This is a genomic window from Bradyrhizobium sp. CCBAU 53421 (assembly GCF_015291625.1).
Classification (GTDB): domain Bacteria; phylum Pseudomonadota; class Alphaproteobacteria; order Rhizobiales; family Xanthobacteraceae; genus Bradyrhizobium.
This window is the reverse complement of record NZ_CP030047.1, coordinates 7,125,914-7,142,873: the sequence shown is the minus strand read 5'-3', so window position 1 is coordinate 7,142,873 and position 16,960 is coordinate 7,125,914. Positions and strand designations below refer to the sequence as shown.

Here is a 16,960-nt window from a genome sequence, read left to right as displayed (position 1 = left end):
CTCGGAGGCAGAAGCCTCGTTTGCGTCGTTACGCCTGCAAGAGAAGCAATCCCAGCATGACGGCCGCGGCGGCGGCCGGGATCGCCTCAAACCTTCCCTTCCCGAAATTGCGGCTCATCCCAAGCTCAGACGTGCTGACCACCGTTAATGTGGATTTCCGCACCGTTCACGTAAGAGCTGGTCTCTGTACAGAGAACGTAAATGATCTTGGCGACCTCGTCCGGGGTGCCGAGGCGATGCATCGGGATCTGCTGATCGACGATCTTCTCGGTGCCCGGCGACAGGATCGAGGTGTCGATCTCACCCGGCGCGATCGCGTTGACGCGAACGCCGACGCGGCCGAAGTCCGACGCCATCTCGCGCGTCAGCGCGGCAAGCGCCGCCTTCGACGTCGCGTAGGCCGCGCCGGCAAACGGATGCACGCGCGAGCCGGCGATCGAGGTGACGTTCACCACCGCGCCCTTGGCATGCTTCAATTCCTCGATCAGTCCGCGCGCGATCATGATCGGCGCGAAGAAGTTGACGTGGAAGACGTGGGTCCAGGTCTCGATGTCGGTGTCCATGGTGCCGAGCCGGCCGCCGCCGGGCGCCTTCGGCGAGATCGCGGCATTGTTGACCAGCGCGTGCAGTTCGTCGTTGTCGAGCCGCTGCCGGATCTCGGAGATCGCGCGCACGGTGTCATCATGGCTGCCGAGATCGACCTCGATGTGATCCTCCGGCCCGGCGCCCCAGGGGCAAACCTCCGGGAAGGCATGCCGCGACAGGGTGATGACGCGCCAGCCGGCGGATGAAAACCGGATCGCGGTGGCATGGCCGATGCCGCGGCTCGCGCCGGTCAGGAGCAGCGTGCGCCGCGGTGCATTGGATGGGCGGGTCATCGACGGTTTCTTTCGTTTTCGCCACGCACGGCGCCGTGCCTGATATCGACGTCTTCGAACGATTGGGGATCAGGACGTCGATGGCCGAGGTCATCTTACACGAAGACGCGCTTCGCAGTTTGGCCCGGCCATGACGATCGCGGTTTTTCAGGGATAGAGCCGCACCTTCGACCAGGCGCTGCCGGCGCCGTCGCGGCGGAATTCGATGCGGTCGTGCAGGCGGTACGGGCGGTCGTGCCAGAACTCGAAGCGCTGGGGCGTGATCCGCCAGCCGCTCCAGCCCGGCGGGCGCGGCACCTCGCCGATGACGTATCTCGCGCCGGCCTTGGCGATCGCCTGCTCGAAGGCGAAGCGGCTCTCCAGCGGCTGCGATTGCTTGCTGGCCCAGGCGCCGATCTGCGCCTGCTTCGGCCGCGTGGCGAAATAGGCGTCGGCCTCGGCATCGGTCACCGGCGTCACCGGCCCGCGGATGCGCACCTGGCGGCGCAGCGATTTCCAGTGAAACAGTAAAGCGGCCTTAGGGTTTGCGGCCAATTCGCGGCCCTTGGCGCTGGCAATGTGGCTGTAGAACACGAAGCCGTCGGCATCGAAGCCCTTCATCAGCACCATCCGCACGTCGGGCAGCCCGTCGGCATCGACGGTTGCGAGCGCCATCGCGTTAGGATCGTTCGGCTCGGACTTGACCGCTTCCGCAAACCATTCGCCGAACAGGGCGAACGGCTCCTCCGCCGCGGTGAAATCACCCGATGTTAACGGTGTCGGGTGTTTGATGGAGGTCGTGTCGGTCATGTCAGGAGTCCCGATTTGCATTCGCCCGCGTCCGAGAGCGCGCTTCTAGCCCTATATAGGGCATGGGGGCGCGTTGGCCTATCGGCGATCCACCCCGCGGGCGCGGTGGTGACCTTGATCCTGATCGGCGTCGGCGCAAGCGGCTGCAGCCTGTCGCGCACCGATGGCTTCGCCAGGATGGACGACAAGGATGTGACGGGCTCGATCAGCCCGACCCCGGTCAGCGCGGCGATGCCGACCGACAGTGATCTCGCCTTTGCCCGCAACGCCGCCTCCGACGTGCTGACCAAGGGCGACAAGGATTCCAGCCAGCCCTGGGAAAATCCCCAGACCGGCGCGCGCGGCTCGGTGACGCCGCTGGCCCAGGCCTATTCGGGCGAGGACGGCAAGACGTGCCGGGATTTCCTCGCCAGCTATGTTAATGGAGCCACCGAGACTTGGCTCCAGGGCGCCGCCTGCAAGGCCGGACAGGGGCGGTGGCAAATCCAGAGCCTGAAGCCTTGGAGCAAATCCTGAAAGTTCCGGCAGGTGGTGCCCGCCGATCTAGTTGCAAAAATGCCACTGAGCCCCCACATCAAGGCAAAGTGGGCCCGGATGGGTTCCCGGCCAAACCGATTTTTCCGTGAAGGAGACGTGACGGATGCGCGACCCCTATGAGGTCTTGGGGGTGCAGCGGAGCGCCAGCGCTGCGACGATCAAGAGCGCCTATCGCAAGCTCGCCAAGAAGCATCACCCGGATAACAACAAGAACGACCCCAAGGCGGCTGCTCGCTTTGCCGAGATCAACACGGCCAACGAGATCGTAGGCGACGAGGACAAGCGCAAGCAGTTCGACCGCGGCGAGATCGATGCCGAGGGCAAGCCGCGCTTCCAGGGCTTCGCTGGCGGCGGCGCTGGCGGCCGTGCCGGTCCCGGCGGCTTCGAGTACAGTTTCCGCGGCGGCCCCGGCGGCGGCATGGGCGGCGGCAGCTTCGAGGACATCCTCAACAGCATGTTCGGCAACGCCGCGCGTGGCGGCGGGGGCGCGCGCGCGGGGCGGGCCAGCCCGTTTGAATTCGATGGCGGCGGGGTCGGCGTCGACCTCGATCTTTCGGTCGCGATGACGGTGTCGCTGGAGGAATCGGTGAGGGGCGGCGACAAGCGCGTCCGCCTGCCGACCGGCCGCGAGCTCAACGTCAAGATTCCGCCCGGCGTAACCGCCGGCCAGCAGATCCGGCTGAAGGGCCAGGGCGACACCGCGCAAGGCCACCCGCCCGGCGACCTCCTGATCACGATCTCGATCGCGCCGCATCCGTTCTTCAAGGTCGACGGCAATGATCTCAGGATCGATCTGCCTGTGACCCTTTACGAGGCGGTGCTGGGCGGCAAGGTCCGCGTGCCGACGCTCGGCAGCGCGGTCGAGCTGTCGATCCCGAAGAACACCTCGAGCGGCCGTACCTTCCGCCTCAAGGGCAAGGGGCTGCCGAAGGCGGGGGCTGTCGGCGACCTCTACGTCACGACCCGTATCATCCTTCCCGACGGGAACGATGCCGAGCTTGAGGCATTGATGCAGACGTGGCGGGAGCGTAACCCCTACAATCCGCGCAGCGATCTCGGCTGACCGCCGAGGGCGCGCCCCAGAGACGCGAAGACGCGAAACTGCAACTACCCCGGACTCTATCGGGGTAGACGCCGCGCCGTGAGCGCGTCAAAGGATGATCGGCCGTCCGAACTTCTGGTCTGCGGTGTGCAGACCGGATGGCGGAAAAGGAGTGCGGCCTCGAGAGGGGGACCAGCGCGGTACACAAAACCCCAATCGAGGCCGCGTGCGCCGATCGGCGGATCGGGCGCAGATCATCTTCGCGTGAACATCCGGTGCGATAATGAGACGCGTCGATGACGCGAATCGAAGTTTTCAATGTCGGAATTGGGACGCCGGCTGAGGCTGGATTCACTTACTCGAAACGGCACAATTTTCGCGACATGATCTCCCGTAAAATTACGGGAGATCAGCCTCCGTTCTTCTCCATCTGATCGTAGACGGACTGCGCGACCTGGGTCAGCCGGCTGCGGTCGGTACCGCCGCTGACGACATAGGCGACGCCGCGATCGGCCCAGAACAGCGCGCCGTCGCTGCCCTGCGCGGCATAACGCATCTGGGTCGCCTCGGTCTTGGCCTTGGCGGTGTAGACCGTGAAGCGCTCGCCGGACGTGCTCTCATACATCAGGAACGACGCTGGTCCGCTCGGGCCGGGCAGCAGGCGGCCGCCGACCAGCTTCAGCCCGGACAGCTCCGGCGCGCGGACATCCCAGCCGCAGCGCTTGGTCAGCCATTGCTGCAGATGGTCGCGCTCGCTGCCGGGCACCTCGACGGGATGGCGGACCTCGACCACGTAGAGCCGGTGCGCATCGAGCGCGTCGAGTGTGAAGCTCTGGAAGGTCGATGGCGTCGCGGAGGCGCCGCGCGCGATCCAGCCGACGCCGCCGCCGGCGATGAAGGCCATCAGCGTCGCCGCCACCGCGCCATAGACCCAGCGCCGCGGCTGGCGCACCAGCCGCTCGAGCTCGAGCCGCTTCGGCACCGCCTCGTCCAGCACCGTGTCGTAGCGCGCATGCAATGTCTCGGCCATCGCGCGCCATGACTGCACCCGTGCCGCGTCGTCGGGATGCGTGGCGAGCCACGCCTCGACATCGCCGCGGCGTTCGGCCGGCAATTCGTTGTCGACGTAAGCGTGCAGCTCGTCTTCGGTGACGGGGATGTTCGGGTCGGTCATATCAGTCGTCTCTGCCAAATCTTGTTCGAAAATCGCTCATGCGTCATGCCTGTCATCGCGCACATTATCATTTCACCCGCCTCAGCGCCGGGCGCTGGCCCTCGATCGATGCCCGCACATGCGCGCGCGCGCGGGCCAGGCGGGACATCACCGTGCCGATCGGCACGCCCTGGATGTCGGCGACCTCGCGGTAGCTCATGCCCTCCAGCATCACGAGCAGCAGCACCGAGCGCTGCTCCTCGACCAGCGTCGACAGCGCGCGCTCGATGTCGCGTCCCTCGGCCTCGGTGCCGCTGGCGTCGGCATTGTTGTCGAGCAGCGGCATGAAGGCCGGACGCCGCGCCAGCGAGCGCCGCCGGTTCTTGTTCAGGTTGGTCAGGATCGTATAGAGCCAGCTCCTGACGTCGCCGCCGAGGAACAGCCGTTCCGAGCGCAGCGCGCGCACCAGCGTGTCCTGCACCAAATCGTCGGCGATATCCGTGTCTCGCGCCAGCGCGCGCGCATAGCGGCGGAGCGCCGGTATCATGGCTTCGACACTTTGACGAAACGCGGTCATGCATCCAGTCTTCGATGGTCTCGGCGATAACCGCCTTGTCCAACATAACACCCTAACGGCGTGGCTATTCCGGTTGCACCGACCTGTGCGCATACCGCCTCGGCTGCGGCTGATTAGGGCTTGTCGCCGGCCGAAGCGCTGGTGTACGTCCGGGTCGGAAAAATTCGAAGCGATTGCCGGTGCCAACGATCTACTACATCCGTCACGGCGAGACCTCATGGAACGCCGAAGGCCGGCTTCAGGGCGTGCAGGATATTGCTCTCAACGAGCGCGGCCGCGCCCAGGCGGCACGTGCCGGGCGCATCCTCGCCGATCTCCTGGCGCGCGACGGCCGTGACAACAAGGCGCTGCCGTTCGTCGCAAGTCCGCTGATCCGGGCGCGCGCGACCATGGAGTTGGTGCGCACCGAGCTTGGCCTGCCGCCGGGCGACTACGCCCTCGACGACAGGCTGCGCGAGATCGCCTACGGGACGTGGGAAGGCTCGACGCTGGCGCAAGCGCAGGCCGCCGACCCCGCGGTCTATGCCCGCCGTCTCGCCGAGAAGTGGCAGGTCGCGCCGGAGGGCGGCGAGAGCTATGTCGACGTGCAGGCGCGGATGACAAATTGGTACCGCTCGGTGACGTCGGACACGGTCGCCGTCGCCCACGGCGGCACGGCGCGGGCGCTTATGGTGGCGCTCGGCTTCGAGACTCCCGCCTCGGCTGCCGACCTCACGATCGAGCAGGGCGCGGTCTACGTGTTCGGTGAGCAGGGCCTGCGGAAGTATAGTTAAGAACGCCCGGCCAGCCACGTCCTCGGGGGCATGAAACCCGTTTGACGCTGCCGACCCCGCGCGTTACCACACGCCATGTCCTTCAATACTTTCGGCCATATGTTCCGCGTCACAACCTTCGGCGAGAGCCATGGGGTCGCGATCGGCTGCGTGGTGGACGGCTGTCCGCCGCTGATCCCCCTAACGGTGGAGGAGATCCAGCACGACCTCGACCGCCGCCGGCCCGGCCAGTCGCGCTTCACCACCCAGCGCCAGGAGCCGGATGCGGTGAAGATCCTGTCCGGCGTGATGGCGCATCCGGAAAGCGGCGTGCAGGTCACGACCGGCACGCCGATTGCGCTGCTGATCGAGAACACCGATCAGCGCTCGAAGGATTATTCCGAGATCAAGGACAAGTTCCGCCCCGGCCATGCCGACTTCACCTATGAAGCGAAATACGGCCTGCGCGACTATCGCGGCGGCGGGCGCTCCTCGGCGCGCGAGACCGCGACCCGCGTGGCGGCCGGTGCGATCGCGCGCAAGGTGCTGCCCGGGGTGAAGGTGCGCGGCGCGCTGGTGCAGATGGGGCCGCACAAGATCGACCGCGAGAAGTGGGACTGGGACGAGATCGCCAACAACCCGTTCTTCTGCCCCGACAAGGACAAGGCGGCGTTCTTCGAAAGCTATCTCGACGGCATCAGGAAGAGCGGCTCCTCGATCGGCGCCGTCATCGAGGTCGTCGCCGAGGGCGTGCCGGCCGGGCTCGGCGCGCCGATCTACGCCAAACTCGATAGCGATCTGGCTTCGGCGATGATGAGCATCAACGCGGTCAAGGGCGTCGAGATCGGTGCCGGCTTCGGCGCCGCCGAGCTCACCGGTGAAGAGAACGCCGACGAGATGCGGACCGGCAACCACGGCACGCGCTTCCTGTCCAACCATGCCGGCGGCGTGCTCGGCGGCATCTCAACCGGCCAGCCGGTGGTGGTGCGCTTTGCGGTCAAGCCGACGTCCTCGATCCTGACCACGCGCCGCACCGTCGACCGCAAGGGCGCCGATACCGACATCCTGACCAAGGGCCGCCACGACCCCTGCGTCGGCATCCGCGCGGTGCCGGTGGGAGAGGCCATGATGGCCTGCGTCCTGGCCGATCATTTTCTGCGCGACCGCGGGCAGACCGGGCGCTGATCCCCTATATAGTGGCGGTCGACAGACTGCCCTGGGGAATGCCATGAACGCGTCGGAGCTTCGGGACATCATCGAATGGATGATCGGCGGCGCACGATCGGCGCCGACCCCGGCGCAGATGATGGCGGAATGCTGCGAACGCCTGACACGGGCCGGCCTGCCGCTGTGGCGCATCGGCGTCTTCGTGCGCACGCTGCATCCCGAGATCTACGGCCGCCATTTCTTCTGGAAGCCGGGCGCCGAGGTCGAGACCGGCACCGTCGGACACAACATCGAGGACTCCCCGGAATATGCCGTCAGCCCGCTGTCGATCGTCTTCAAGCAGGGCGTTGAAGTGCGTGCGCGGCTCGACGACCCCGCCAGCAAACGCTTTCCGATTGTCGTGGACCTGCAGGAGGAGGGCGTCACCGACTATATCGCGGTGCCGCTGATCAACACCGCCGGCCCTCCCAACGCCTCGAGCTGGACCACCAAGCAGCCGGGCGGCTTCACCGATGAGCAGCTGGATGCGATCCGCTCGATCACCGTCCCGCTGTCGCGCTATATCGAGATCGTCACGCTGCGCCGCACCGCCTCGCTGCTGCTCGACACCTATGTCGGCAACCGGGCCGGCGAGCGCATCATGGGTGGCCAGATCCGGCGCGGCCATGCCGACACGATGGATGCCGCGATCTGGCTGTCCGACCTGCGCGGCTTCACCGCGCTGTCGGACCGTCTGCCGGCAGAGACGGTGGTCGAGATCCTCAACCTCTATTTCGACTGCCAGGTGACCGCGATCCGCGACCATGGCGGCGAGGTGCTGAAATTCATGGGCGACGGCCTGCTCGCGGTGTTCCCGGTCGACGAATATCTCGGCGACGAGGTGCAGGTCTGCTCGCGGGTGCTGGAGGCGGCACGCGCATCCCGCGCCGGGGTCGAGGCGCTGCAATTCCCCAATGGCGATGCGGTCGAGCGCTTCCGTTTCGGCGTCGCGCTGCATCTCGGGCGCGTGCTCTATGGCAATATCGGCGGCGGCAACCGGCTCGACTTCACCTGCATCGGTCCGGCGGTCAATCTTGCCGCGCGCCTGGAGAAGATCGCCGGCCGTCTCGGCCGCACCGTCGTGGCCTCCGAGCGCTTCGCCGGCATGCACGACGGCGGCTGGAGCGATCTCGGCGAGTTTCCGATCGCGGGATTTGCCAAGGCGGAGCGGGTCTACGGCCTGTTCGACGAGGCGCCGGTTGCGGCTGCGAGCTAGTGTCGGTGCGACGTGACTGACGCAGCCGCGCAGCATCGCACCGGGATCGCGCTGGTCGTGGCCGCCGCTGCGGCCTGGAGCACTGCGCCGTTCTTCACCCGGCTGCTGCACTTCGATTCCTGGACCATCCTGTTCTGGCGCGGGCTGTTCGGGGGCGGCGCGATCGCGCTGTTCCTGGTCGCCACACAGGGCCGCCGCGGCGTGCGCGATCTGATCGCGATGCCCGTGAGCGGATGGCTGGTGGCCGGCCTCTCGACCTTCGGCATGGTGACGTTCATTCCGGCGCTGCAACAGACCAGCGTCGCCAATGTCGCCATTCTGATCGCGATGCAGCCGTTTGCGGCGGCCGCGATCGCCTGGCTTTGGCTCGGCGAGCGGGCGCGGCCCGGCACATTGCTGGCAAGCCTCGTCGCGCTCGCGGGGGTGGCCATCACCGTCAGCGGCGCCGCTGCCATCACGGATTACAGGGGCATCGGCCTTGCCTGCGTGATGGTGCTGGCGATTTCGCTGATGACGGTGGTGATCCGCCGGCACAGGGGCACGCCGATGATCGCTGCCGCGGCGCTCTCGAACTTTCTCGGCAGCGCCGTGAGCCTGCCGTTGGGGCTCGGCATCGGCGCGGTCAGCGGCGCCGATCTCGGCGTGCTTGCGATGTTCGGCGCGTGCCAGGTCGGTCTCGGCCTCACCCTGTTCACGGTCGGCTCGAGGTTGCTGCCATCGGCGCAGGCCTCGCTGATCGCAACCCTCGAAACGCCGCTGATGCCGTTCTGGGTGTGGCTGGCGTTTGCCGAGGTGCCGTCGCTCCGCGCCCTGATCGGCGGCGCGCTGGTGATGGGTGCGGTGGTCGCCGACATTGTGCTCGGTCAGCGGGCGCAGCTCGCGCGGCCGGCCGAGCCGTGATGGCCGGCTAGAGCGTTCGAACGAAGGTGGGTACCGGTTCGCGTGAAGAAAACGCGTCGAAACAAGAACCCTAGCCGCGGGCGTAAGACTGCTTCAGGCCGAAGGTCAGGATCGTCAGCGTGATCCACAGCCGCAGCATTGCGAAGCTGAAGATGAAGACGACGTAGACGAGGTTCTTGAGCGGCTGGCCCACCATCGCGATCTGCCAGAAGTGCCAGATCGCGGTGCGAACCAGGCCCTGCCCGTAACCGAGCGCAACGTTGATCGCGCCTAGAAAGAGCACCGCGGCGCCCAGCCAGAGCGCGTGCCGTCCAAGGTCCTTGACCGCGGCAAACAGCGCAACGCGGCCGCCATTGGCTTCCGCGTTGACGATGATCAGCAGCACCAGTGCGGCGATCGCGGCACTCCAAAATCGCCCGAGATCGGCGCCCTGATCGAACGCCATGCCATCGAGACCCCACAGCAGGTGCGGTGCAAACGACGAGAAGCCGATCGCGGCAGTGGCGAGTGTCGCGATGATTATCACGAGCACGATCCGCCACAGGATCGACAGTGACAGCTTGATCTGCTCGCCCAGCGTCAATTCGCCGAGCGATGATTGGCCTCCGGCAGCCTGGATCGAGTCCCGCGCCGTGGCGAAGAAGGCGAGCAGCACGCAGACGTCGGCCAGCACCAGGGCAGGCACGATCAGGCCGGGCTTGCCAAAGCCGACGATTCGTATCGCCGTTGCCATGACGAGCCAAGGCAAAGCGGGCAGAGGACGGAACGGACCGAACGAGGTTTCCGGGCGGGTCTTCCGCAGTGAAAGCTGTTGGCGCAGTGCGATGGTCATGCCGCGTTCGTGCCACGCGAACCTTAAAGCAGGGGTCGCTGCGATCGATAAAATTCGCGGCAAGGCCTGCGGCAAACTGGCGCTGGCGCGCTATTCCTCGGGCTCGGTGGTGAACAGCAGCGGGTAGCCCTTGGCGCGGCCGGCATCGGTGGCGCGCGTCGCCTTGGTCTCGGCGACGTCCCTGGTGAAGACCGCGACCACGCAGACGCCGCGCTGGTGCGCGGTCAGCATCACCTTGTAGGCTTGGTCGTCGGTCATGCGGAATTCGCCCTTCAGCACGGTGACGACGAATTCGCGCGGCGTGTAGTCGTCGTTGACCAGGATCACCTTGTGCAGGCGTGGTCGCTCGACCTTGGTCTTGGTCCTGGTTTTCGGTTTGACGACGCTATCAGGCATCGCACTCCCTCGCGATTGCCCCGTAAGAATACCGTCTTCTCGCGCGTGTTGGAACCGTTCGATTTGCACGGCGTCATTGCGGCAACGGCACGGCGCGCGTTGCCTCATGCGTGGCAACTGCTGTCTGGCCTGCAAGCGTCCGACCTGCAGCGACTAACCTGCAGGCCTCTAACCTGAATGTGAAGGACAGATGATATCTGCGCTTTTCGCCGCCTGATTTGCGTGTCACCATGACAGGACACGACGGGAGGGCCGCAATGCGCTGGTATGTCTCGATCGGAGCGGTGCTTGTCGCAGGCATGTTGGCCAGCGGCGATGTGGCCGGTGTTGCCGCGCCCAGCCCGGGAACTCAGCCCGGCCAGCGCATCGCCGAAAAGGAATCCACGCCGAGCGTCGACATCGAGCTGATCATCGCGGTCGACGTCTCCTATTCGATGGACATGGACGAGCTTGCGATCCAGCGCGAGGGCTATGCGCAGGCGATCGTTTCCAAGGATTTCCTGCAGGCGCTGAAAGCCGGTCCGAACGGCAAGATCTCGATCACCTATTTCGAATGGGCCGCCTCCAACGACCAGAAGGTGATCATTCCCTGGCGGGTGATCGACGGTCCCGAATCCGCCGACGCGGTCTCCGCCGAGATCATGAAGACGCCGGTGCGCCGCGCCTCGCGCACCTCGATCTCCGGCGCGATCTATTTCGCGATCCCGATGTTCGACGAGAATCCGCATCGCGGCCTGCGCCGTGTGATCGACATTTCCGGCGACGGCCCCAACAACAACGGCACGCCGATCACGCCGGCGCGCGATGCGGCACTCGACAAGGGTATCGTCATCAACGGCCTGCCGATCATGGTAAAGGAGCCGTCCTACTCGACGATGGATATCGAGAATCTCGACTACTACTACGAGGATTGCGTGATCGGCGGGCCAGGCTCCTTCGTGGTGTCGATCAAGGATCGCGAGAAGTTCAAGGAGGCGATCCGCACCAAGCTGCTGCTCGAAGTCGCCGGCCGCACCCCCGAGCGCCCCGTCGTGCGGACCGCCGACAAGGAGCCGCGGGTCAGTTGCACGATCGGCGAGAAGATCTGGCAGGATCGCTGGGGGCGGTAACGATCGCGCTCGCGTAGGATGGGTAGAGCGAAACGAAACCCATCATTTCTCCACTCGGTCGCAGCTTGATGGGTTTCGCTACGCCCTACCCATCCTACGGTTCTTCGCCTAACCCCGAAGTACAAATCTCGCGAACGTCGCGCTCGAGTTCGCGGAGCGTTTGCATGGCGGCCCCGTGCTCGGCGGCGCCGATCTGCCGCCACACCTCGGCAACGCGCCCGGCGAGGCCACGAACCGTCACAGGAAGATTTGCCGCCTGCGCCAGCGCGCCCTTTTCGTTGATTAGATACTGCCCGTTCCGTGCAAACAGCAGTTGCGCGATGCAGCCCAGCGCGCGATAGGCGCAGCCGGCGATATGCGTGCTGTCGCCGCGCGGCACCGCGAGCTCGGCATTCTCGATGCTGAACAGGACTTCCCATTGGAAGCGCCGGATCAGGGCGTCGCGCAGCGCATGCGGGTAGGGTGCGGTCTTGGCCTTCAGCGCCGCGACGAGGCCATCCGGATCATGCAAGGCACGGCACAGCGCGACCTCGCCCGTCCAGATCGCCGAACAGAAGCCGTGCGGATGCCCCGGCTGGTAGTGCATGCTGATCTCGCCGCTGCGGCAGGCATCGATGACGTCGGCGACCTCTTCGATGCTGCGGTAGAGTAGGTCGACCTTGCGGCCGCCGATCCTGAGCCAGGCGCCGCCGACGATCCAGGGGCCCCACTCGCCGACCGGCGTCACATGGACGGCGGCGGGATCGTCGACAAGGCCCGTCACCGCTGCGCGCAGCCGGTCGATATCCAGCGCTGCGCTGTTCCGATAGTAGAGGCCGAGATCGGTGTCGGAGGCCTCGTGCGCCGTGCCGCGCGCCCGTGAGCCGCCGAGCACGATGGCGGCGACGCCCGGCACGCCGGCGAGGACGGGAATGATGCGTGCGAGCAGTGAATCGTGGGACATGCGATGCGGACTATAACGAGACCACCGCACGCTGCGATAGCCGCAACGATGCCTCAGCGTGCGAAGCGCGCCACCAGCTCGACATGCGGAGTGTGGCGGAACTGATCGACAGGGGTGACACCGGCGATCTTGTAGCCGCCATCGATCAGGATCTTTGCGTCGCGTGCAAACGTCGCGGCATTGCAGGATACCGCGACGATTACCGGCACCTTGCTCGCCGCCAGCTGGGTGACCTGCGCCTGCGCGCCCTGCCGGGGCGGGTCGAACACGACGGCGTCATAGTCGCGCAACTCCTGCGGCATCAGCGGGCGGCGGAACAGGTCGCGCGCTTCGGCCTTGAGCGGCTTCAGCCCCGGTGTCGATTGCGCGGCCCTCTGCAGCGCCGTGATCGCACCCGCGTCGCTGTCGAAGGCCGCGATCCGCGCCTTCTCCGCGAGCCGGAGCGCAAACGGGCCGACGCCGCAGAACAGGTCGGCGACGTGCTTGGCGCGCCCGCAATGCTCGCGCACCAGCGTCGCAAGCGTCTCCTCGCCCTTGGCAGTCGCCTGCAGGAACGAGCCCGGCGGCAGCACGACTTTCGCCTTGCCGATCGCAACGTCGGGCGAAGCGCGCTGCAGCACCAGTTCGCCATGCCGTGTCAGGCGCGCCAGCCGGTGTTTCTCCGCGACCCGCGACAAAGTGGTGATCAGGCTGGTCGGCAGCGCGCCGGAGCCGCGCACGTCAATGTCGAGGCCGTTGAGGCTCGCGGTCACCTGGATGTCGAGCGGCTTGCCGATCGCAATCAGCGGCTCGGCCGTGGCCCAGGCCGCCTCGAGCGCGCCGTCGAGCGCCGGGTCGAGGATCGGACAGCGGTCGACCGGAATGATGTCGTGCGAGCCGGCAGCAGCAAAGCCGACCTTGAGGACCTCGTGGGTGCCCATGCGACCATGCAGCGTGACGCGGCGGCGGCCGGCGCCATGGGCGTCGAGCAGCGGCGCGACCTCGGTCGCGATCTTCGCCTGCGTCAGCGTCTCGACCACGATGTTGCGCTTCCAGGCGTGATAGGGCGCGTCGCTCCAGTGCTGGATCGCGCAGCCGCCGCAGACGCCGAAATGCGGGCAGAACGGCGCGATCCGCTCCGGGCTTTGCTGCGTCACCCGCACCAGCCGCCGGCGGTCGGGATGATTGCCCGGGACGGCTTCGACCTCGGCCGTTTCGCCGGCCAGCGTGTAGGGGACGAAGATCGGCTGCGCGCGATCGATCGCGACGCCGTCGCCGCGATGGCCGACATGGTCGATGGTGAGAAGCTCAGCCACGGCGTGCGCCGAGGAAGAATTCGATATTGCCGTCGCCGCCCGTGATCGATGACGGGAACACCTGGATGTCGGTGCACCCGAGCGAGGCGGCAAAGGCAGCGATGTCGTCGCAGATCTCCTGATGCACCATCGCGTTGCGGATGACGCCGCGCTTGGAGTGTTTGCGCGCCGCCTCGAATTGCGGCTTGATCAGCGCCAGCAGGTGCATCGGCGCGGCGGCCAGCGACAGCGCTACCGGCAGCACCAGCTTCAGCGAGATGAAGCTGACGTCGATCACGACGACGTCGGGGCGCGCCGGCAGCCGCTTGCCCTCGAAATTCCTGATGTCGGTCTCCTCCATGGAGACGATCTTCGGATGCCCCTGCAGCGAGGGATGCAACTGGCCATGGCCGACATCGATGGCGAAGACGAGGCTCGCGCCGTTGGCGAGCAGCACCTCGGTGAAGCCGCCGGTCGAGGCGCCGACATCGAGGCAGACATGGCCTTCGACGTCGATCGGATAGTGCTCCAGCGCGCCGGCGAGCTTGACGCCGCCGCGCGAGACATAGGGGTGCGCCGGCTCGGCCGTGAGCTCGGCGCCGGGCGCGACGAGTTCGGATGCCTTCGCAATCGGCTTGCCGTCGGCGGTGACGAGGCCGGCGTCGACCGCGGCGCGCGCGCGCGCCCGGCTCTCGAACAGGCCGCGCTCGACCAGCAGCACGTCGATGCGCTTGCCGCCGGAGGCGTTGTTGTCGTTGTCGCCCGCCTTGGTCACTTGCTTGGTCATTTGGCAGCTTGCCGGCGCTGCGCGGCGGCGAGCCGCACGCAGGCCTCGAAGGAGGTGAGGTCGTGCCACAGGTCGGTCGCAGGCTCTCGCGGCGTCACCAGCGGACTGCCGTGCAGATCGAGCGCGTGCATCATCATCAGATTGTCCGGCAATCCGAACTCTTCCACCGTCAGCCCCTCCGCGTCGATCAGGCGTCCGTCGGATGCCGGCACGACCTGCTGCAGCCGCGCCACGCGATTGGCGTAGGACGTGGGATCGTTCGAATAGGCGAGGCACAGCTTGCCGCGTCCCGCCATGTAGCCGAGTTCGTAGACGGTGCCTGCGTCGGCACTGGGGCCGCGAAACGGCGTCAAATTGGCGATGATGGCGTCGGCAGACTCCATCATCGCCTCGTTGCTCTTGAAGATGGTGAGCGAGGCGCCGGCGACCGTGGGATTGATGCTGTTGTCGAGCGGATACAGCCCGGTCAGCCCGTGATAGGCGCAAACCTCCGCCTTGCGGCGGCCGATCTCCACGGCGTCCGGCAGGAACACGTCAGGACCTGCCAGATAGATTTTCATGGACTTGCCGGCACCACAACAGGCGCCGCCCGAAGCGATTACGCGAGCTTGACGGTCTCGGTCTTGTAGTCCTTGCCGAGCGTCTCGAAGACCTTGGCAACGATGCTCTTGGCGTCGAGACCCGCACGGGCATACATCGCCGCCGGCGAGTCGTGGTCGAGGAACACGTCGGGCAGGATCATCGAGCGGAACTTGAGCATGCCGCTGTCGAGCATCGCGTTGTCGGACAGGAACTGCATGACATGCGAGCCGAAGCCGCCGATCGAGCCTTCCTCGATGGTGATCAGGATCTCGTGGTCGCGGGCGAGCTTCATGATCATCTCTTCGTCGAGCGGCTTCATGAAGCGCGCGTCGGCGATCGTCGCGGAGAGGCCATGGGCCGCCAGCTCGTCGGCGGCCTTCTCGCACTCGGCGAGGCGGGTGCCGAACGACAGCAGCGCGACCTGCTTGCCTTCGCGGACGATGCGGCCCTTGCCGATCGGCAAGGGAACGCCGACTTCCGGCATCTCGACGCCGCGGCCTTCGCCACGCGGATAGCGCAGCGCGCTCGGACGATCGTTGATCGCAACCTGGGTCGCCACCATGTGGACCATTTCCGCCTCGTCGGAGGCGGCCATGATCACCATGTTCGGCAGACAGCCGAGATAGGCGTTGTCGAACGAACCGGCATGGGTCGCGCCGTCGGCGCCGACCAGGCCGGCGCGGTCGATCGCGAAGCGGACCGGAAGGCTCTGGATCGCGACGTCATGGACCACCTGGTCATAGCCGCGCTGCAGGAAGGTCGAATAGATCGCGCAGAACGGCTTGTAGCCTTCGGTGGCAAGGCCCGCGGCGAAGGTCACCGCGTGCTGTTCGGCGATGCCGACGTCGAAGGTGCGGTCCGGGAACGCCTTGTTGAAGATATCGACGCCGGTGCCCGACGGCATCGCCGCGGTGATGGCGACGATCTTGTCATCCTTCTGGGCTTCCTTGACGAGGCTCTGGCCGAACACGTTCTGGTAGGCCGGCGCGTTCGGCTTGGCCTTGGCCTGGGTGCCGGTCGCGACGTCGAACTTGACGACGGCGTGGTACTTGTCGGCGGAAGCCTCGGCCGGGCCGTAGCCCTTGCCCTTCTGGGTCACGACGTGAACCAGGATCGGCCCCGTCTCCATGTCGCGGACGTTCTTCAGCACCGGCAGCAGATGGTCGAGATTGTGGCCGTCGATCGGGCCGACATAGTAGAAGCCGAGCTCCTCGAACAGCGTGCCGCCGTCCATCATGAAGCCGCGGGAATATTCCTCGACGCGGTTGGCTCGATTGGCGAGGATCTTCGGCAGGCGCTTATTGATCTGCTTGGCGGCCTCGCGCAGCGAACGGTAGGTCTTGCCGGAGTAGAGGCGCGACAGATAGGCGCTCATCGCGCCGACCGGCGGTGCGATCGACATGTCGTTGTCGTTGAGGATCACGATCAGGCGCGAGTTCATGGCGCCGGCGTTGTTCATCGCCTCATAAGCCATGCCCGCCGACATCGCGCCGTCACCGATCACGGCGATAACGTTGTTCTTGCCGCCGGAGAGGTCGCGCGCCACCGCCATGCCGAGGCCGGCCGAGATCGAGGTCGAGGAGTGCGCGGCGCCGAACGGATCGTAGTCGCTCTCGGTGCGCTTGGTGAAGCCGGAGAGGCCGCCGCCGGTGCGCAGGGTGCGGATGCGGTCGCGGCGACCGGTCAGGATCTTGTGCGGATAGGCCTGGTGGCCGACGTCCCAGATCAGGCGGTCACGCGGGGTGTCGAAGATGTAGTGGATGGCGGTGGTCAGTTCGACCACGCCGAGGCCGGCGCCGAAATGGCCGCCCGTCACCGACACGGCGTCGATGGTTTCCTGGCGGAGCTCGTCGGCAACCTGCCGCACCTGCTCGACCTTCAGCTTGCGCAGGTCATCCGGCGTGTGAATAGTGTCAAGAAGCGGCGTTTTACTAAATGTGGTCACAGCGAATTTCCAATTTTTGCCTGTCGGAACGAACGGCCCGAC

At 66.4% G+C, this 16,960-nt stretch carries 18 protein-coding genes; 7 read left to right on the top strand and 11 right to left on the bottom strand.

All coding sequences use genetic code 11. The annotated features are described in order from the left end of the window. Window positions 1-125: 125 nt before the first annotated feature. Together XH92_RS33575 and pdxH are read right to left on the bottom strand one after the other, a co-directional pair. Window positions 126-878: an SDR family NAD(P)-dependent oxidoreductase gene (locus XH92_RS33575; RefSeq protein WP_194455966.1), complete on the bottom strand. Its 753-nt coding sequence runs from the start codon at window positions 876-878 to the stop codon at window positions 126-128. Window positions 879-1,025: 147 nt separating this feature from the next. Beyond that, on the bottom strand, window positions 1,026-1,667 hold the full coding sequence (gene pdxH, locus XH92_RS33570; protein ID WP_194455965.1) for a pyridoxamine 5'-phosphate oxidase: 642 nt from the start codon (window positions 1,665-1,667) through the stop codon (window positions 1,026-1,028). A gap of 108 nt (window positions 1,668-1,775) precedes the next feature. Here pdxH and XH92_RS33565 point away from each other — a divergent pair, with 108 nt between their 5' ends. Further along, window positions 1,776-2,183 (top strand): RT0821/Lpp0805 family surface protein, encoded by a 408-nt coding sequence (locus tag XH92_RS33565; protein ID WP_194455964.1) that lies wholly within the window; start codon window positions 1,776-1,778, stop codon window positions 2,181-2,183. 124 nt (window positions 2,184-2,307) lie between these two features. Continuing rightward, on the top strand, window positions 2,308-3,267 hold the full coding sequence (locus tag XH92_RS33560) for a DnaJ C-terminal domain-containing protein (protein ID WP_194455963.1): 960 nt from the start codon (window positions 2,308-2,310) through the stop codon (window positions 3,265-3,267). 388 nt (window positions 3,268-3,655) lie between these two features. Here XH92_RS33560 and XH92_RS33555 read toward each other — a convergent pair whose 3' ends face one another. Continuing rightward, entirely contained in the window at window positions 3,656-4,420 is a 765-nt protein-coding gene (locus XH92_RS33555) for an anti-sigma factor (protein WP_194455962.1), read from the bottom strand. 67 nt (window positions 4,421-4,487) lie between these two features. After that, window positions 4,488-4,976, bottom strand: coding sequence for a sigma-70 family RNA polymerase sigma factor (locus XH92_RS33550; protein WP_194455961.1), 489 nt, complete (start codon window positions 4,974-4,976; stop codon window positions 4,488-4,490). 173 nt (window positions 4,977-5,149) lie between these two features. Between XH92_RS33550 and XH92_RS33545 the strand changes: the two genes are divergently transcribed. The 4 genes from XH92_RS33545 to XH92_RS33530 all read left to right on the top strand — a co-directional run bounded on the left by XH92_RS33545 (window position 5,150) and on the right by XH92_RS33530 (window position 9,050). Then, window positions 5,150-5,749, top strand: coding sequence for a histidine phosphatase family protein (locus XH92_RS33545; protein ID WP_194455960.1), 600 nt, complete (start codon window positions 5,150-5,152; stop codon window positions 5,747-5,749). A 75-nt stretch (window positions 5,750-5,824) separates the two neighbouring features. Then, on the top strand, window positions 5,825-6,913 hold the full coding sequence (gene aroC, locus XH92_RS33540; RefSeq protein ID WP_194455959.1) for a chorismate synthase: 1,089 nt from the start codon (window positions 5,825-5,827) through the stop codon (window positions 6,911-6,913). Between the two features lie 43 nt (window positions 6,914-6,956). Then, a complete protein-coding gene (locus tag XH92_RS33535; RefSeq protein ID WP_194455958.1) occupies window positions 6,957-8,150 on the top strand; it encodes an adenylate/guanylate cyclase domain-containing protein in 1,194 nt (397 codons plus the stop codon). A 12-nt stretch (window positions 8,151-8,162) separates the two neighbouring features. Continuing rightward, the gene (locus XH92_RS33530; RefSeq protein ID WP_194455957.1) at window positions 8,163-9,050 is read left to right on the top strand and encodes a DMT family transporter; all 888 of its coding nucleotides are present in this window, start codon (window positions 8,163-8,165) and stop codon (window positions 9,048-9,050) included. Between the two features lie 70 nt (window positions 9,051-9,120). On the opposite strand, the gene XH92_RS33525 is transcribed toward XH92_RS33530, so the two are convergent. Together XH92_RS33525 and clpS are read right to left on the bottom strand one after the other, a co-directional pair. Further along, complete coding sequence (locus tag XH92_RS33525; protein ID WP_246787814.1) at window positions 9,121-9,882, bottom strand: hypothetical protein; 762 nt, start codon at window positions 9,880-9,882, stop codon at window positions 9,121-9,123. Between the two features lie 90 nt (window positions 9,883-9,972). Further along, complete coding sequence (gene clpS, locus XH92_RS33520) at window positions 9,973-10,278, bottom strand: ATP-dependent Clp protease adapter ClpS (protein WP_024580653.1); 306 nt, start codon at window positions 10,276-10,278, stop codon at window positions 9,973-9,975. Window positions 10,279-10,535: 257 nt separating this feature from the next. Here clpS and XH92_RS33515 point away from each other — a divergent pair, with 257 nt between their 5' ends. Further along, complete coding sequence (locus XH92_RS33515) at window positions 10,536-11,387, top strand: DUF1194 domain-containing protein (protein WP_194455956.1); 852 nt, start codon at window positions 10,536-10,538, stop codon at window positions 11,385-11,387. A 94-nt stretch (window positions 11,388-11,481) separates the two neighbouring features. On the opposite strand, the gene XH92_RS33510 is transcribed toward XH92_RS33515, so the two are convergent. From XH92_RS33510 to dxs, 5 genes are read right to left on the bottom strand one after another with little or no spacing between them, the layout of a single operon-like run. Beyond that, window positions 11,482-12,330, bottom strand: coding sequence for a nucleotidyltransferase domain-containing protein (locus XH92_RS33510; protein ID WP_194455955.1), 849 nt, complete (start codon window positions 12,328-12,330; stop codon window positions 11,482-11,484). Between the two features lie 53 nt (window positions 12,331-12,383). Next, window positions 12,384-13,625 (bottom strand): class I SAM-dependent RNA methyltransferase, encoded by a 1,242-nt coding sequence (locus XH92_RS33505; protein ID WP_194455954.1) that lies wholly within the window; start codon window positions 13,623-13,625, stop codon window positions 12,384-12,386. Continuing rightward, complete coding sequence (locus XH92_RS33500) at window positions 13,618-14,391, bottom strand: TlyA family RNA methyltransferase (RefSeq protein WP_194455953.1); 774 nt, start codon at window positions 14,389-14,391, stop codon at window positions 13,618-13,620. Before XH92_RS33500 ends, XH92_RS33505 begins: the two co-directional genes overlap by 8 nt. After that, on the bottom strand, window positions 14,388-14,951 hold the full coding sequence (locus XH92_RS33495; RefSeq protein ID WP_194455952.1) for a nucleoside 2-deoxyribosyltransferase: 564 nt from the start codon (window positions 14,949-14,951) through the stop codon (window positions 14,388-14,390). The genes XH92_RS33500 and XH92_RS33495 overlap by 4 nt, the downstream gene beginning before the upstream one ends. A gap of 38 nt (window positions 14,952-14,989) precedes the next feature. Then, window positions 14,990-16,918 carry a 1-deoxy-D-xylulose-5-phosphate synthase gene (dxs, locus tag XH92_RS33490; RefSeq protein WP_194455951.1) on the bottom strand — a complete coding sequence of 643 codons (1,929 nt, stop codon included), beginning with the start codon at window positions 16,916-16,918 and terminating at the stop codon, window positions 14,990-14,992. Between the last annotated feature and the right edge of the window lie 42 nt (window positions 16,919-16,960).

Coding starts and splice junctions, on each gene's coding strand:
- XH92_RS33575 (WP_194455966.1), bottom strand. CDS start 878: ATGACCCGCCCATCCAATGCACCGCGGCGCACGCTGCTCCTGACCGGC.
- pdxH (WP_194455965.1), bottom strand. CDS start 1,667: ATGACCGACACGACCTCCATCAAACACCCGACACCGTTAACATCGGGT.
- XH92_RS33560 (WP_194455963.1), top strand. CDS start 2,308: ATGCGCGACCCCTATGAGGTCTTGGGGGTGCAGCGGAGCGCCAGCGCT.
- XH92_RS33555 (WP_194455962.1), bottom strand. CDS start 4,420: ATGACCGACCCGAACATCCCCGTCACCGAAGACGAGCTGCACGCTTAC.
- XH92_RS33550 (WP_194455961.1), bottom strand. CDS start 4,976: ATGACCGCGTTTCGTCAAAGTGTCGAAGCCATGATACCGGCGCTCCGC.
- aroC (WP_194455959.1), top strand. CDS start 5,825: ATGTCCTTCAATACTTTCGGCCATATGTTCCGCGTCACAACCTTCGGC.
- XH92_RS33535 (WP_194455958.1), top strand. CDS start 6,957: ATGAACGCGTCGGAGCTTCGGGACATCATCGAATGGATGATCGGCGGC.
- XH92_RS33525 (WP_246787814.1), bottom strand. CDS start 9,882: ATGACCATCGCACTGCGCCAACAGCTTTCACTGCGGAAGACCCGCCCG.
- clpS (WP_024580653.1), bottom strand. CDS start 10,278: ATGCCTGATAGCGTCGTCAAACCGAAAACCAGGACCAAGACCAAGGTC.
- XH92_RS33515 (WP_194455956.1), top strand. CDS start 10,536: ATGCGCTGGTATGTCTCGATCGGAGCGGTGCTTGTCGCAGGCATGTTG.
- XH92_RS33510 (WP_194455955.1), bottom strand. CDS start 12,330: ATGTCCCACGATTCACTGCTCGCACGCATCATTCCCGTCCTCGCCGGC.
- XH92_RS33500 (WP_194455953.1), bottom strand. CDS start 14,391: ATGACCAAGCAAGTGACCAAGGCGGGCGACAACGACAACAACGCCTCC.
- XH92_RS33495 (WP_194455952.1), bottom strand. CDS start 14,951: ATGAAAATCTATCTGGCAGGTCCTGACGTGTTCCTGCCGGACGCCGTG.